The organism is Pseudomonas sp. HLS-6, assembly GCF_002753995.1.
GTDB lineage: Bacteria > Pseudomonadota > Gammaproteobacteria > Pseudomonadales > Pseudomonadaceae > Aquipseudomonas > Aquipseudomonas defluvii.
Genome location: NZ_CP024478.1, coordinates 4,845,368 through 4,858,252 on the forward strand (window position 1 = coordinate 4,845,368; position 12,885 = coordinate 4,858,252).

Below are 12,885 nucleotides of genomic sequence, written 5' to 3' on the forward strand. Positions count from 1 at the left end.
CTCGACTTACAGCGGCTTGACGATGAACAGGCCGTCGTCGTGGCCTTCTTCCGAACCACCGTAGACCTGCTCGGCCACGGTACGGATCGAACTGCCACGCGCTGCCAGGATCTGGTCCATGGCACCGGCAAACCAGCCGGTGAACATGTAGTCGACCTTGCGCCCGACCTTGCCGTACACATAAACGAAGGCAGAGTGCTCCAGCTTGACGCTGGCGGTGCCTTTTTCCAGGTCGATGTCCTGGATCTTGAACAGGCCCCAGCCGCGCTGGGACAGGCGCTTCATGTAGTGCTCAAACACTGCGACACCTTCCAGGCCATGGCACTCGGCTTCCTTTTCACACCAGTGCCAGGCGGACTTGTAACCGGCCTTGTAGAGGATCTCGGCATAGGCGTCAGCGCCGAGCACTTCCTCGATGCCCATGTGGTTGTTGACGAAGAAATGCCGCGGCACGTACAGCATCGGCAGGGCGTCGGAGGTCCAGACACCGGTCTCGCTGTCGACTTCGATAGGCAATTGCGGGGCGATCTTGGCCATGGAAACTCAACTCCAGAAAATTTGGTTGGCAGCCCCTGCTCAGCTGGCAGGGGTTAGAGAGACTTGGTTTGGAGGCTTACTCGCCCCACACATCGCGCAGCACGTTGACCCAGTTTTCGCCCATGATCTTGCGCACCACGCGTTCACTGTGGCCGCGCTTGAGCAGCGTCTCAGTAAGGTTGGGGAACTCGCCTACGGTACGAATGCCCAGCGGGTTGACGATCTTGCCGAAGTTGGTCAGGCGGCGGGCGTAGCCCTTGTCATGGGTCAGCCACTCGAAGAACTCCTGGCCGTGGCCCTGGGTGAAATCGGTACCGATACCGATCGCGTCTTCGCCGACGATGTTCATGGTGTACTCGATGGCCTCGGCGTAGTCGTCGATGGTCGAGTCAATGCCTTTGGCCAGGAACGGCGCGAACATGGTCACGCCGACAAAGCCGCCATGGTCGGCGATGAATTTCAGTTCTTCATCGGATTTGTTGCGCGGGTGCTGCTTCAGGCCGGACGGCAAGCAGTGGGAGTAGCACACCGGTTTTTTCGATTCGAGGATGACTTCCTCACTGGTCTTGGAGCCCACGTGAGAGAGGTCACACATGATGCCGACGCGGTTCATCTCGGCCACCACTTCGCGGCCGAAGCCCGACAGCCCGCCGTCACGCTCATAGCAGCCGGTACCGACCAGGTTCTGGGTGTTGTAGCACATCTGCACCACACCGACGCCGAGCTGCTTGAACACCTCGACATAGCCCAACTGGTCTTCAAAGGCATGGGCGTTCTGGAAACCGAAGATGATCCCGGTCTTGCCCTGTTCCTTGGCCCGACGAATGTCGGCGGTGGTCTTCACCGGAATCACCAGGTCGCTGTTTTCGCGGATCAGCTTCTGGCTGGCAGCAATGTTGTTGACGGTCGCCTGGAAACCCTCCCACACCGACACGGTGCAGTTGGCAGCGGTCAGGCCACCTTTGCGCATGTCCTCGAACAGCTCGCGGTTCCATTTGGCAATGATCAGCCCGTCGATAACGATGCTGTCTGCGTGTAATTCGGCTGGGCTCATCAGGCGGTCCCCTTTTCTCGATGCCTGCGCCGAATCGTCTGCCGGCGCTTTGGGGCCAGCATATGCCTGGGGCCGGAAGGGCCTCGGTGCAAAAACGACAGGGGTATTGCCGAAAGCGTCAAAGGGCGACAAAGCGCCCCTTCGCGGCCCTGCCCTGATGGCTGTAATGGGCGCCTGCGGCGCTGTTATTTGTCTCGCGGCTGAGCGAGAATCGGCACTTCTGTTCCAAACACCGGCTTGGGGGATGTCGTAGATGAAACCAATGGTATGGCTGGCCCTGGCGGCCCTGAGCTTCGGCGCCCAGGCGGCGGAAGAAGAGAGCACGCCCTGTGACAACGTCGAAACCAGCCAGCAGAGCTACGACTGCGCGGTCTATAACCGCCAGACCGCCGAGCGCGAGCTGAATGCAGCCTTTGCCGACCTGCTTGATCGCATCAAGGAGCAGTACGCCGGCCAGCCGGCGCAGATCACTGAACTGAGCGCCCGCCTGAAAAACGCCGAGCAACTCTGGAGCAAGGCCCGCGATGCCGATTGCGCCGTGGAAACCTTCGCCGAGAAGCCCGGCAGCAAGGACTTCGAAACCGCGCAGAACACCTGCCTGGCCCAACGCAGCGATGATCGCTCCGAGTACCTGCAGTCACTGGGCCTGCAATAACCCCACCCTGAGGTACGAATGAACGTTTGCGGAATCGAAATCAAGGGCAGCGAAGCCCTGCTCGCGGTGGCCACGCTTGAAGCTGGCCTGCCCGTGCACCAGCCTCTGGCGACCAAGAAAATCGCCCTGGAGGATGACGACGAGGCCGCCAACGTCAAAGCCTTCGCCAGCCAGGCCAGGCAGTTCGTTGCCGACCACGACATCACCCACCTGGCAATCAAGAAACGCAGCAAGAAAGGTGAGTTCGCGGGTGGCCCGACCACCTTCAAGATCGAAGGCATCCTGCAACTGCTGGACACCTGCGAGGTGCAGTTGCTGTCACCACAGACGGTCAGCGCCCACAGCAAGAAACACGCGTTGGAATTGCCCAGCTCGCTGAACAAGTACCAGCACGAAGCCTACAAATGCGCCTGCGCGGTGCTGCTCAAGGCCGGTCGCTAACGCGGGCGATGCCTGCGCACACCGCCACAAACTTCAAGGCAAAAAAAACCCCGGCAAGCCGTGACAAGCCGGGGTCAAAAGCGAGCAATGACGCGCTACATCTGGAGGGTGACCAAACCGTCCATACTGAAACCTGGCCCCAGTGTGCCGCCTCCCCTGCCCTTTGATTTAGCCGAAAACGACCTGTTCATAGGTATGACGGCCATTGCGACACGCTGCCCTTGCTCCGCTGATTGGCGAACACCAGAATCGACCCACGATCCCTCCCGTCGACAAGGACAACAGCCATGATGCATGCGGATTTGATTGATCAGGATGACCTGCTGGGCCAACTGCGCGCACTGGGTTTTGAAATGCCTGCCGGTGCAACTGCCGAGCAAGCGTGCGAGTGTGCGGTGCGAGGCTTGAGTGAGCCTCGGGCCAAGGCACTGCGCGGTATGGTCGAGCAGATGTACACCAGCAGCGCGACCATCCTGCCGGCTGTGCGCCAGGCCATCGAAAAGCAGCTGTTGCCGGCGCTGGCACAGTTCAACAGCAACCGTAGCTGACACCTTTTCGCGGGCAAACCCGCTCTCGCATGGGAGCGGGCTTGCCCGCGAAAAGGCCGGAAGCGCTTTCGGCTACAGGCGTACGCTGGCGAAAGTCGATTCGTTGCGCGCCTGGCTGAGTGCCGACATCGGCCCTGCCAGTGGCGACAGCACCAGTGCCTGTGGAATCGGCATCATTGCCACCTGCTGGGCGGTGTTGGAGCCCACACGCTCATCACGCGGCGGAATACCGAAGTACTCGCGGTAGCACTTGGAGAAGTGCGGCGTGGAGACGAAACCACACACCGACGCCACTTCGATGATCGACATCGGCGTCTGCTTGAGCAGTTGCCGGGCACGGATCAACCGCAGCTTCAGGTAATAACGCGATGGCGAGCAGTGCAGGTACTTCTGGAACAGGCGCTCCAGCTGTCGCCGCGATACCGCGACATACACCGCCAGTTCATCGAGGTCGATCGGCTCTTCCAGGTTGGCTTCCATCAGCGCGACAATTTCCTGCAGCTTCGGCTGGTTGGTGCCAAGCATGTGCTTGAGTGGCACACGCTGATGATCCTGCTCGTTACGAATACGCTCGTAGACAAACATTTCCGAGATCGCCGCTGACAGTTCACGACCATGATCACGGCTGATCAGGTGCAGCATCATGTCCAACGGCGCAGTGCCACCGGAACTGGTGAAACGGTTACGGTCGAGGGTAAACAGTCGGGTGCTCATGCTGACGCGAGGGAAGGCTTCCTGCATGGCTGCCAGGCATTCCCAGTGCACGCTGCAATCAAAGCCATCAAGCAGGCCCGCACAGGCCAGTGCCCAGCTGCCGGTGCACACTGCACCCAACCGGCGCGACTGCCGCGCCTGGCTTTGCAGCCAGGTAACGTGTTCACGGGTAACGGTGCGCTGAATGCCAATACCACCGCAGACAATCACGGTGTCCATTGCAGGCGCTTTGTGCATTGAGGCGTCCGGAGTGATCTGCAAGCCGTCGCTGGCCCACACTTGCCCGCCATCCACGCTCAAGGTAGTCCACCGATACAGTTCACGGCCGGACAACTGGTTGGCCATGCGCAGTGGCTCCACGGCCGAGGCCAGGGAGATCAGCGTGAAATTGTCCAACAGCAGAAAGCCGATGGATTGTGGTGTGCGGGTTTGGGGTTGGGCCCCGGAGTTGTACGGCGTCATCGCGGTCTCTCCTCACACAATGCAGGTTGCGCCTCAGGCACGGTTTTTTTGTCAGGGCCCCATCTCGAATGCAGGGCTTTGCACAACACAACGCAAATGCCATGCCTGAAATTGAATAGCTATTCAATAAAACCTGAAAACGACGTCGCAATGCGTCTATACGGCCTGTGTTCAGCGCAGGATTTATAAACGCAAAGTGCCGGACTAGCGCATCTCTGTAGGAAAAGTGAGCAGTACGGTAGCACTTGTGTGAAGGATGCTTAGAAGCGACATCGGCGATGTGTCACCACAGGCGCAGTGACACTCGGAAGGGAGGACCGGGATACAGCGGTGTCGACGCTGCGCCAAAAAGCAGCGCGCCGACACCGGCATGGGCGAAAACGGCGCAGCCGTGTTCAACACTCGATGGCGCTGACCGCAAGGCCACCGCGTGAGGTTTCCTTGTACTTGTCGTGCATGTCGGCGCCGGTATCGCGCATGGTGCGGATCACCCGATCGAGGGAGATGAAATGCTCACCATCGCCACGCAAGGCCATCTGCGCCGCATTGATCGCCTTGACCGCAGCAATCGCGTTGCGCTCGATGCAAGGCACCTGCACCAGGCCGCCAACCGGGTCGCAGGTCAGCCCGAGGTTATGCTCAAGACCAATCTCGGCAGCATTCTCCAACTGCGCGGGGGTCGCCCCGAGCACTTCCGCCAAGCCGGCAGCCGCCATGGCGCAGGCTGAACCGACCTCACCCTGGCAGCCCACTTCAGCGCCCGAGATCGAGGCGTTCTTCTTGCACAGGATGCCCACCGCCGCCGCGCCCAGAAAGAAGTCGACCACGCAGGCTTCACTGACCTCTTCGCTGAAACGCATGTAGTAGTGCAGCACCGCCGGGATGATCCCCGCCGCACCGTTGGTGGGCGCAGTGACCATGCGCCCGCCAGCAGCATTCTCTTCATTCACCGCCAGTGCATAAAGGTTCACCCATTCCATGGCACTGAGGGTCGAGCCAATCACATTGGGCTTGTTCAGCTCCTGCAGGCTACGGTGCAACTTGGCAGCACGACGCTTCACATTCAGCCCGCCCGGCAGTATGCCTTCGTATTTCAGGCCGTTTTCCACACAGTCCTGCATGGCCCGCCAGAGCTTCATCAAGCCAGCCCGAATCTCCTCTTCGCTGCGCCAGACTTTTTCGTTTTCCAGCATCAATTGCGACACGCGCAGGTCGTTTTGCTTGCACAGCTCAAGCAGCTCCACCGCACTGTTGAAATCGTAGGGCAATACCGTGGTGTCGGCGTCTAGCACGCCGCTGGCAGCCTGGGCGGCATCGACTACAAAGCCACCACCCACCGAGTAGTAGGTGTCCCGGTGCAACTCACCCTCCGCACCTTCTGCAATCAGGGTCATGGCGTTCGGGTGATACGGCAGGTTCTCCTCCAGCAAGCGCATGTCGCGCGCCCAGACGAACTCGATTGGCAGTCGGCCGTCCAGCAGCAAGGTGTCTGTTTCGCGCAATACCGCAATGCGCAGGCCGATTTGTGAGGGGTCTATCGCGTCTGGCCATTCGCCCATCAAGCCCATGATCACGGCGTTGTCACTGCCATGGCCGATGCCGGTGGCCGACAGCGAACCGTACAGGCGCACTTCGACACGCCGGACCTGCGCCAGCTCGCCACGTTCGCGCAGCCCCTGGACGAACAATGCGGCCGCTCGCATGGGCCCTACGGTGTGGGAACTGGACGGCCCGACACCGATTTTGAACAGGTCAAACACACTGATAGCCATGGCCGCGAACCTCCTGAATGAGCACACGCCCGCCGCCACAAGCCGCGGGTGGCGGAGCTGCTACGCTGAAGCTGCAATCCGCCGGAATGCGCGCATCATCAGGCTTTTATCAGCAGCTCTGACGTCTGCAACCGACCCACTCTTGTCCAGCAACGCCGCTCGCCGTTGGCCGCTGGATTACGCCGTTTTTATGCGGTGCAGATCGCCGTAAAGGGCCGTTACGGGGAGGAAAAACACTGTAAACGACCTCACCTGCACTGGATGCGACCCTGCCTGTACTGGATACGACGCACCCTGTAGGCGTTTGTTTTTGGCTGTTAGATGATCAATCTCGACTCGATTGCACGGCACCCGTCCCGCTGTCGCCCGACCGTCCGGCCCACCCGAGTAGATCACTCACAACGCGTGGCGGTCCTGCGGGACACCCGACAAGAAAACACCTAGGAGTCCACTCATGAAAGGTTCACCCTCGCTGTTGTTGGCCGCTCTGCTGAGTCTGCCGGTGCTGGCCCAGGCTGCAGAACCCGAAGCCTGTCGTACTGTCAACTTCTCCGATGTCGGCTGGACTGACATCACCGTGACCACGGCGGTCACCAGCGCCGTACTTGAGTCGCTGGGCTACAAGACCCGCACCACCATGATTTCGGTACCAGTGACCTACAAGTCGCTGGCCGACGGCAAGAACATGGACGTGTTCCTTGGCAACTGGATGCCGACCATGGAAAACGACATCAAGCCGTACCGCGATGCCGGCACCGTGGAGACTGTTCGGGCCAACCTGGAGAACGCCAAGTACACCCTGGCCGTGCCTCAGGCGCTGTATGACAAGGGTCTGAAAGACTTTGCCGACATTGCCAAGTTCAAGAAGGAGCTGGACGGCAAGATCTACGGCATCGAGCCAGGCAACGACGGCAACCGCACCATCCAGAGCATGATCGACAAGAACGCCTTCGGCTTGAAAGACGCCGGCTTCAAGGTGGTCGAGTCGAGCGAGGCCGGGATGCTCTCGCAAGTGGACCGCGCCCAGCGTCGCGGCACCGACGTGGTGTTCCTCGGCTGGGAACCGCACCCCATGAACAAGCGTTTCAAGATGCAGTACTTGAGCGGTGGGGATGATTTCTTCGGCCCGGATTTCGGCAAGGCAACTGTCCTGACCAACACCCGCAAGGGCTACGTTCAGGAGTGCAGCAACGTCGGCCAACTGCTGAAAAACCTGTACTTCACCCTGGACATGGAAAGCACCCTGATGGGTAACGTCCTGGACGACAAGATGAAACCCGACGCCGCAGCCAAGGCCTGGCTGAAGAAAAACCCGCAGGCGCTCGACACCTGGCTGGTCGGCGTCACCACCGTTGACGGCAAACCCGGCCTGGAAGCCGCCAAGGCCAAACTGACGCAGTAAGCACCACCTGCGGCGGGCTAGCCCCGCCGCAGGCTGTCTTCAATTCTTTGCAGGTGGACGCTCGCTATCATGCTGATCGATCATAAACTCCCACTGGGCCAGTACATCTCGGCATTCGTCGAATGGTTGACGCAACACGGCGCCAACTTCTTCGATGCTTTCGCCTCCGCACTGGAACTCATGATTCATGGCGTTACCGGCGCCCTGACCTGGTTCAACCCCTTCATTCTGATCGGTCTGTTTGCCTTGATCGCTCACCTGATCCAGCGCAAATGGGCACTGACAGCGTTCGTCGCCCTGTCGTTCCTGTTGATCCTGAACCTGGGCTACTGGCAGGAAACCATGGAAACCCTGGCCCAGGTGCTGTTCGCCACCCTGGTCTGCGTGCTTATCGGTGTGCCACTGGGCATCGTCGCTGCGCACAAACCGATGTTCTACACCATGATGCGACCGGTACTCGACCTGATGCAGACCGTGCCGACCTTCGTTTACCTGATCCCTACCCTGACCCTCTTCGGGCTGGGTGTGGTGCCCGGGCTGATCTCGACGGTGGTGTTCGCCATCGCCGCGCCGATCCGCCTCACCTACCTGGGCATCTGCGACGTGCCTCAGGAGCTGCTGGATGCCGGCAAGGCCTTCGGCTGCTCACGTCGCCAATTGCTCTCGCGTATCGAACTGCCCCACGCCATGCCAAGCATCGCTGCCGGCATCACCCAATGCATCATGCTGTCGCTGTCGATGGTGGTGATTGCGGCGCTGGTGGGAGCCGATGGCCTGGGCAAACCCGTGGTCAATGCACTGAACACTGCCGATATCGCCCTGGGCTTCGAAGCAGGCCTGGCGATCGTACTGCTGGCGATCATGCTCGACCGTATCTGCAAACAACCCGAAGTACCGGTAAGGGGTGAAGCATGAGCATCATTCGCTTCGACGAGGTAGACGTTATCTTCTCCAAATCACCGCGTGAGGCCCTGAGCCTGCTGGACCAAGGCTTCACGCGCGAACAGATCCTGAAGAAGACCGGCCTGGTGGTCGGCGTGGAAAAAGCCAGCCTGGAGATCAACAAAGGCGAGATCTGCGTGCTGATGGGCCTGTCCGGCTCAGGCAAGTCGAGCTTGCTGCGCTGCATCAACGGCCTGAACACAGTCAGCCGTGGCAAGCTGTTCGTTGAACACGAAGGCTCGCAGATCAACATCGCTTCCTGCACCCCGGCTGAACTGAAGATGATGCGCACCAAGCGCATTGCCATGGTGTTCCAGAAATTCGCCCTGATGCCTTGGCTGACCGTGCGCGAAAACATCAGCTTCGGCCTGGAAATGCAGGGCCGCCCTGCCGATGAACGACGCCGGCTGGTGGATGAAAAGCTGGAACTGGTCGGCCTCACCCAGTGGCGCAACAAGAAGCCCGACGAGCTCTCTGGCGGCATGCAGCAGCGGGTCGGCCTGGCCCGCGCGCTGGCCATGGACGCCGACATCCTGCTGATGGACGAACCGTTCTCGGCCCTTGACCCGCTGATCCGCCAAGGCCTGCAGGACGAGTTGCTGGAACTGCAGCGCAAGCTGAGCAAGACCATCGTATTCGTCAGCCACGACCTGGATGAGGCCCTGAAGCTGGGCAGCCGCATCGCCATCATGAAAGACGGCCGGATCATCCAGTACAGCAAGCCCGAGGAGATCGTCCTCAACCCGGCCGACGACTACGTGCGTACCTTCGTCGCCCACACCAACCCGCTTAACGTACTCTGCGGCCGCAGCCTGATGCGTACCCTGGACAAGTGCAAGCGGATCAACGGTTCGGTCTGCATTGACCCCAGTGTCGACTCGTGGCTGGACCTGGCTGAAGGCAACACCATCAAAGGTGCACGCCAGGGCGTCAACGGGCTGGACTTGCAGAACTGGAGGCCGGGAGAGGCTGTGGAACAGCTGGGTCGCCGGCCGACCCTGGTCAACGCCGGTATCGGTATGCGCGAAGCACTGCAGATTCGTTACCAGACCGGCAACAAGCTGGTCCTGCAGGAAGGCAACCGCGTGGTGGGTATCCTCGGCGACAGCGAGTTGTATCACGCCCTGCTGGGCAAAACCCTGGGGTGAAAGCTATCGCGGGCAAGCCCCCCAGCTTGCCCGCGATGGAGGACTGTCAGCGAACGACAATCCCCTGCTTGGCCATAAAAGCCTTGGCTTCCGGCACGGTGTACTCACCGAAGTGGAAGATACTCGCAGCCAGCACAGCGCTGGCGTGGCCTTCAAGAATGCCGTCAGCCAGGTGCTGCAGGTTACCGACACCGCCCGAGGCGATCACCGGAATACCCAAGGCATCGCTGATGGCCCGGGTAACCCCCAGGTCAAAACCGCTCTTCATGCCGTCCTGGTCCATGCTGGTCAGAAGAATCTCACCGGCACCCAGGCCTTCCATCTTCTTCGCCCACTCCACCGCATCCAGCCCGGTAGGCTTGCGCCCGCCGTGGGTGAAGATCTCCCAGCGCGGGGCTTCGCCCGGTGCCGAGACCTTCTTGGCGTCGATGGCGACAACGATGCACTGCGAACCGAAATGCGCGGCAGCCTCGCCGACGAACTCGGGGTTGAACACCGCCGCCGTGTTGATCGAAACCTTGTCGGCACCGGCATTGAGCAGGTTGCGGATGTCCTGCACCGTGCGCACGCCGCCACCGACAGTCAGCGGGATGAACACCTGGCTGGCCATGCGCTCGACAGTGTGCAGGGTGGTGTCACGGCCATCGACGCTGGCCGTGATATCGAGGAAGGTGATTTCGTCGGCGCCTTGCTCATCGTAGCGCCGAGCGATTTCCACCGGGTCACCGGCATCGCGGATGTTCTCGAACTTGACGCCCTTGACCACACGACCGTTGTCGACGTCCAGGCAAGGGATGATGCGTTTGGCCAGCGCCATGGCGTTCTCCTCAGCCTTGGTAGCTGTCGCAGAAGGCTTGCGCCTCGGCGACATCCAGGGTGCCTTCATAGATCGCCCGGCCGGTGATGGCGCCGATGATCCCCGGAGCCTTGGCATCGAGCAGGGCCTTGATGTCACCCAGGTTGTGGATGCCACCGGAGGCGATCACCGGGATCTTGGTGGCTGCGGCCAGGGCGGCGGTGAACGGTACGTTGCAGCCCTGCATCATGCCGTCTTTGGCGATGTCGGTGTAGACGATGGCCGAGACGCCGTCGGCTTCGAAACGCTTGGCCAGGTCGATCACCTGCACCGAGCTGACTTCAGCCCAGCCGTCGGTGGCGACGAAGCCATCCTTGGCGTCCAGGCCAACGATGACCTTGCCCGGGAAAGCGCGGCAGGCTTCGGCCACGAATTCAGGCTCTTTGACGGCCTTGGTGCCGATGATCACGTAGCTCACGCCCGCCTTGACGTAGTGCTCGATGGTTTCCAGCGAACGAATGCCGCCGCCGATCTGGATCGGCAGGTTCGGGTAGCGCTTGGCGATCGCGGTGACCACTTCGCCGTTGACCGGCTGGCCCTCGAAAGCACCGTTCAGATCGACCAGATGCAGGCGCCGGCAGCCACCCTCAACCCATTTGGCGGCCATGCTCACCGGGTCATCGGAAAACACCGTGGAATCTTCCATGCGGCCTTGGCGCAGACGTACGCAAGCACCGTCCTTGAGATCGATAGCGGGAATAATCAGCATCTGGAAAACCTGTCTAATCGGTAAACAGCGATGCTCGGGAAGTCAGTTCTTCTCGAGCGCCCACAGGTCGCTTTCGATGCTCTCGAACCGCTCCTTGAGGTGCAGCTGAACATCGGCAATCGCCCTGTTGTAGTAGTGTGGCGCAATCTCTTTGCTGAACAGGTCCAGGACCTCAGCCACCTCGAAAGAGCCCAATTGCAGCTCGAAACGGTCTTCGAGAAAGCGCTTGAGTACGTCCAACGCTTCGCGCTCCTGTTCGGGCGCCAGCGTCAGGATCGGGGCCTTGTTCCTGGCCTTGCTCATTACCAGCGCCCGTCCCAGGCCGCGAAGTTCTGCAGCAGTTGCAGGCCATGGGTATGGCTTTTCTCCGGATGGAACTGCACGGCGAAACGTGAACCATCGGCCAGCGCTGCGGCGAAATCGACGCCGTAGTGACCACGACCGACTACCTGCACAGCCTTGCCGGCCGTGACGTAGTAGCTGTGGACAAAGTAAAACCGCGCCAGGTCCGGAATGTTGTGCCACAGCGGGTGGTCGATCGTCTGCTCGACTTCGTTCCAACCCATGTGCGGCACTTTCAGGTGTTCGCCGTCTTCGTGCAGGTCCTTGCCGAAAAAGCGCACATTGCCCGGGAACATGCCAATGCAGTCAACGCCGTCGTTCTCTTCGCTGTGCTCCAGCAGGGCTTGCATGCCCACGCAGATGCCAAGGAAGGGACGGTCCTGGCTGACTTCCTGCACCAGGCTGTCGAAGCCCAGGCGGCGGATCTCGGCCATGCAGTCGCGAATCGCGCCTACGCCGGGAAACACCACACGGTCAGCCTCACGGATGACCGCAGCGTCGCTGGTGATCAGTACCTTGCCAGCGCCAACGTGCTCCAGGGCCTTGGCCACCGAGTGCAGGTTGCCCATGCCATAGTCGATAACGGCAACGGTCTGCATTACAGGCAACCCTTGGTGGAAGGCATCTGGCCAGCCATGCGCTCGTCCAGCTCGATCGCCATGCGCAGGGCACGGCCGAAGGCCTTGAACACGGTCTCGATCTGGTGGTGGGTGTTGTGCCCACGCAGGTTGTCGATGTGCAGCGTGACGTTGGCGTGGTTGACGAAGCCCTGGAAGAACTCCTGGAACAGGTCGACATCGAAGCCACCGACCGACGCACGGGTGTACGGCACGTGCATCTGCAGGCCTGGGCGACCCGAGAAGTCGATGACCACACGCGACAGGGCTTCATCGAGCGGCACGTAGGCGTGGCCGTAACGACGGATACCTTTCTTGTCGCCGATTGCCTGGCTGAATGCCTGGCCCAGGGTGATACCGACGTCCTCGACCGTATGGTGGTCGTCGATATGCAGGTCGCCCTTGCACTCGATGTCCAGGTCGATCAGCCCATGTCGGGCAATCTGGTCGAGCATATGTTCCAAGAAGGGGACACCGATATCGAATCGGGCCTTGCCACTGCCATCCAGGTTGATCGAGGCCTTGATCTGGGTTTCCAGAGTATTGCGCTCGACGGAAGCCTTACGTTCGACCATCACCTGCTCCGCGAAATCATTGGGCGAAAAAGGCGACCATTATAGGCCCAGATACGCTCGGCTTGAAACGAACATGACGCATGGCAGGGAATTTCTGCCTGCCTTGCAGGG

15 protein-coding genes are annotated in these 12,885 nt (G+C 60.7%); 6 read left to right on the forward strand and 9 right to left on the reverse strand.

The features are described 5' to 3' along the window. Positions 1 to 6: 6 nt before the first annotated feature. Together CS390_RS22805 and CS390_RS22810 are read right to left on the reverse strand one after the other, a co-directional pair. The gene (locus tag CS390_RS22805; RefSeq protein WP_065760209.1) at positions 7 to 537 is read right to left on the reverse strand and encodes a DUF5943 domain-containing protein; all 531 of its coding nucleotides are present in this window, start codon (positions 535 to 537) and stop codon (positions 7 to 9) included. 76 nt (positions 538 to 613) lie between these two features. Then, entirely contained in the window at positions 614 to 1,591 is a 978-nt protein-coding gene (locus CS390_RS22810) for a dipeptidase (protein ID WP_065760210.1), read from the reverse strand. A gap of 253 nt (positions 1,592 to 1,844) precedes the next feature. Here CS390_RS22810 and CS390_RS22815 point away from each other — a divergent pair, with 253 nt between their 5' ends. The 3 genes from CS390_RS22815 (at position 1,845) to CS390_RS22825 (ending at position 3,235) form a co-directional block, all read left to right on the forward strand. Then, on the forward strand, positions 1,845 to 2,246 hold the full coding sequence (locus CS390_RS22815) for a lysozyme inhibitor LprI family protein (RefSeq protein WP_065760211.1): 402 nt from the start codon (positions 1,845 to 1,847) through the stop codon (positions 2,244 to 2,246). An 18-nt stretch (positions 2,247 to 2,264) separates the two neighbouring features. Beyond that, on the forward strand, positions 2,265 to 2,687 hold the full coding sequence (locus CS390_RS22820) for a DUF3010 family protein (protein ID WP_099776081.1): 423 nt from the start codon (positions 2,265 to 2,267) through the stop codon (positions 2,685 to 2,687). Positions 2,688 to 2,974: 287 nt separating this feature from the next. After that, positions 2,975 to 3,235: a hypothetical protein gene (locus CS390_RS22825; protein ID WP_065760213.1), complete on the forward strand. Its 261-nt coding sequence runs from the start codon at positions 2,975 to 2,977 to the stop codon at positions 3,233 to 3,235. A 72-nt stretch (positions 3,236 to 3,307) separates the two neighbouring features. Here the strand turns inward: CS390_RS22825 and CS390_RS22830 are convergent, their stop codons facing one another. Further along, positions 3,308 to 4,411, reverse strand: a complete 1,104-nt coding sequence (locus tag CS390_RS22830) for a GlxA family transcriptional regulator (protein WP_065760214.1) — start codon at positions 4,409 to 4,411, stop codon at positions 3,308 to 3,310. 395 nt (positions 4,412 to 4,806) lie between these two features. Beyond that, on the reverse strand, positions 4,807 to 6,183 hold the full coding sequence (locus CS390_RS22835) for an L-serine ammonia-lyase (protein WP_099776082.1): 1,377 nt from the start codon (positions 6,181 to 6,183) through the stop codon (positions 4,807 to 4,809). A gap of 454 nt (positions 6,184 to 6,637) precedes the next feature. Between CS390_RS22835 and CS390_RS22840 the strand changes: the two genes are divergently transcribed. From CS390_RS22840 to choV, 3 genes are all read left to right on the forward strand, one after another. Then, entirely contained in the window at positions 6,638 to 7,585 is a 948-nt protein-coding gene (locus CS390_RS22840) for a choline ABC transporter substrate-binding protein (RefSeq protein WP_099776084.1), read from the forward strand. A gap of 66 nt (positions 7,586 to 7,651) precedes the next feature. Then, complete coding sequence (choW, locus tag CS390_RS22845; RefSeq protein ID WP_177442455.1) at positions 7,652 to 8,500, forward strand: choline ABC transporter permease subunit; 849 nt, start codon at positions 7,652 to 7,654, stop codon at positions 8,498 to 8,500. Beyond that, positions 8,497 to 9,675: a choline ABC transporter ATP-binding protein gene (choV, locus tag CS390_RS22850; RefSeq protein ID WP_065760218.1), complete on the forward strand. Its 1,179-nt coding sequence runs from the start codon at positions 8,497 to 8,499 to the stop codon at positions 9,673 to 9,675. The genes choW and choV overlap by 4 nt, the downstream gene beginning before the upstream one ends. Positions 9,676 to 9,721: 46 nt before the next feature. Here the strand turns inward: choV and hisF are convergent, their stop codons facing one another. From hisF to hisB, 5 genes are read right to left on the reverse strand one after another with little or no spacing between them, the layout of a single operon-like run. Next, complete coding sequence (gene hisF, locus CS390_RS22855) at positions 9,722 to 10,492, reverse strand: imidazole glycerol phosphate synthase subunit HisF (protein ID WP_065760219.1); 771 nt, start codon at positions 10,490 to 10,492, stop codon at positions 9,722 to 9,724. Positions 10,493 to 10,502: 10 nt separating this feature from the next. Then, a complete protein-coding gene (gene hisA, locus CS390_RS22860; protein WP_007921811.1) occupies positions 10,503 to 11,240 on the reverse strand; it encodes a 1-(5-phosphoribosyl)-5-[(5-phosphoribosylamino)methylideneamino]imidazole-4-carboxamide isomerase in 738 nt (245 codons plus the stop codon). 42 nt (positions 11,241 to 11,282) lie between these two features. Further along, positions 11,283 to 11,543 carry a DUF2164 domain-containing protein gene (locus tag CS390_RS22865; protein ID WP_065760220.1) on the reverse strand — a complete coding sequence of 87 codons (261 nt, stop codon included), beginning with the start codon at positions 11,541 to 11,543 and terminating at the stop codon, positions 11,283 to 11,285. Then, positions 11,543 to 12,181: an imidazole glycerol phosphate synthase subunit HisH gene (gene hisH, locus CS390_RS22870; protein WP_065760221.1), complete on the reverse strand. Its 639-nt coding sequence runs from the start codon at positions 12,179 to 12,181 to the stop codon at positions 11,543 to 11,545. The genes CS390_RS22865 and hisH overlap by 1 nt, the downstream gene beginning before the upstream one ends. Then, on the reverse strand, positions 12,181 to 12,774 hold the full coding sequence (gene hisB, locus CS390_RS22875; protein WP_010221320.1) for an imidazoleglycerol-phosphate dehydratase HisB: 594 nt from the start codon (positions 12,772 to 12,774) through the stop codon (positions 12,181 to 12,183). The genes hisH and hisB overlap by 1 nt, the downstream gene beginning before the upstream one ends. Between the last annotated feature and the right edge of the window lie 111 nt (positions 12,775 to 12,885).

What these genes read in the sequence shown, in the direction of transcription:
- hisH (WP_065760221.1), bottom strand. Translation starts at nt 12,181, where the DNA reads ATGCAGACCGTTGCCGTTATCGACTATGGCATGGGCAACCTGCACTCG.
- CS390_RS22820 (WP_099776081.1), top strand. Translation starts at nt 2,265, where the DNA reads ATGAACGTTTGCGGAATCGAAATCAAGGGCAGCGAAGCCCTGCTCGCG.
- CS390_RS22830 (WP_065760214.1), bottom strand. Translation starts at nt 4,411, where the DNA reads ATGACGCCGTACAACTCCGGGGCCCAACCCCAAACCCGCACACCACAA.
- CS390_RS22810 (WP_065760210.1), bottom strand. Translation starts at nt 1,591, where the DNA reads ATGAGCCCAGCCGAATTACACGCAGACAGCATCGTTATCGACGGGCTG.
- CS390_RS22840 (WP_099776084.1), top strand. Translation starts at nt 6,638, where the DNA reads ATGAAAGGTTCACCCTCGCTGTTGTTGGCCGCTCTGCTGAGTCTGCCG.
- CS390_RS22865 (WP_065760220.1), bottom strand. Translation starts at nt 11,543, where the DNA reads ATGAGCAAGGCCAGGAACAAGGCCCCGATCCTGACGCTGGCGCCCGAA.
- choV (WP_065760218.1), top strand. Translation starts at nt 8,497, where the DNA reads ATGAGCATCATTCGCTTCGACGAGGTAGACGTTATCTTCTCCAAATCA.
- CS390_RS22815 (WP_065760211.1), top strand. Translation starts at nt 1,845, where the DNA reads ATGAAACCAATGGTATGGCTGGCCCTGGCGGCCCTGAGCTTCGGCGCC.
- CS390_RS22835 (WP_099776082.1), bottom strand. Translation starts at nt 6,183, where the DNA reads ATGGCTATCAGTGTGTTTGACCTGTTCAAAATCGGTGTCGGGCCGTCC.
- hisA (WP_007921811.1), bottom strand. Translation starts at nt 11,240, where the DNA reads ATGCTGATTATTCCCGCTATCGATCTCAAGGACGGTGCTTGCGTACGT.
- hisF (WP_065760219.1), bottom strand. Translation starts at nt 10,492, where the DNA reads ATGGCGCTGGCCAAACGCATCATCCCTTGCCTGGACGTCGACAACGGT.
- CS390_RS22825 (WP_065760213.1), top strand. Translation starts at nt 2,975, where the DNA reads ATGATGCATGCGGATTTGATTGATCAGGATGACCTGCTGGGCCAACTG.
- hisB (WP_010221320.1), bottom strand. Translation starts at nt 12,774, where the DNA reads ATGGTCGAACGTAAGGCTTCCGTCGAGCGCAATACTCTGGAAACCCAG.
- CS390_RS22805 (WP_065760209.1), bottom strand. Translation starts at nt 537, where the DNA reads ATGGCCAAGATCGCCCCGCAATTGCCTATCGAAGTCGACAGCGAGACC.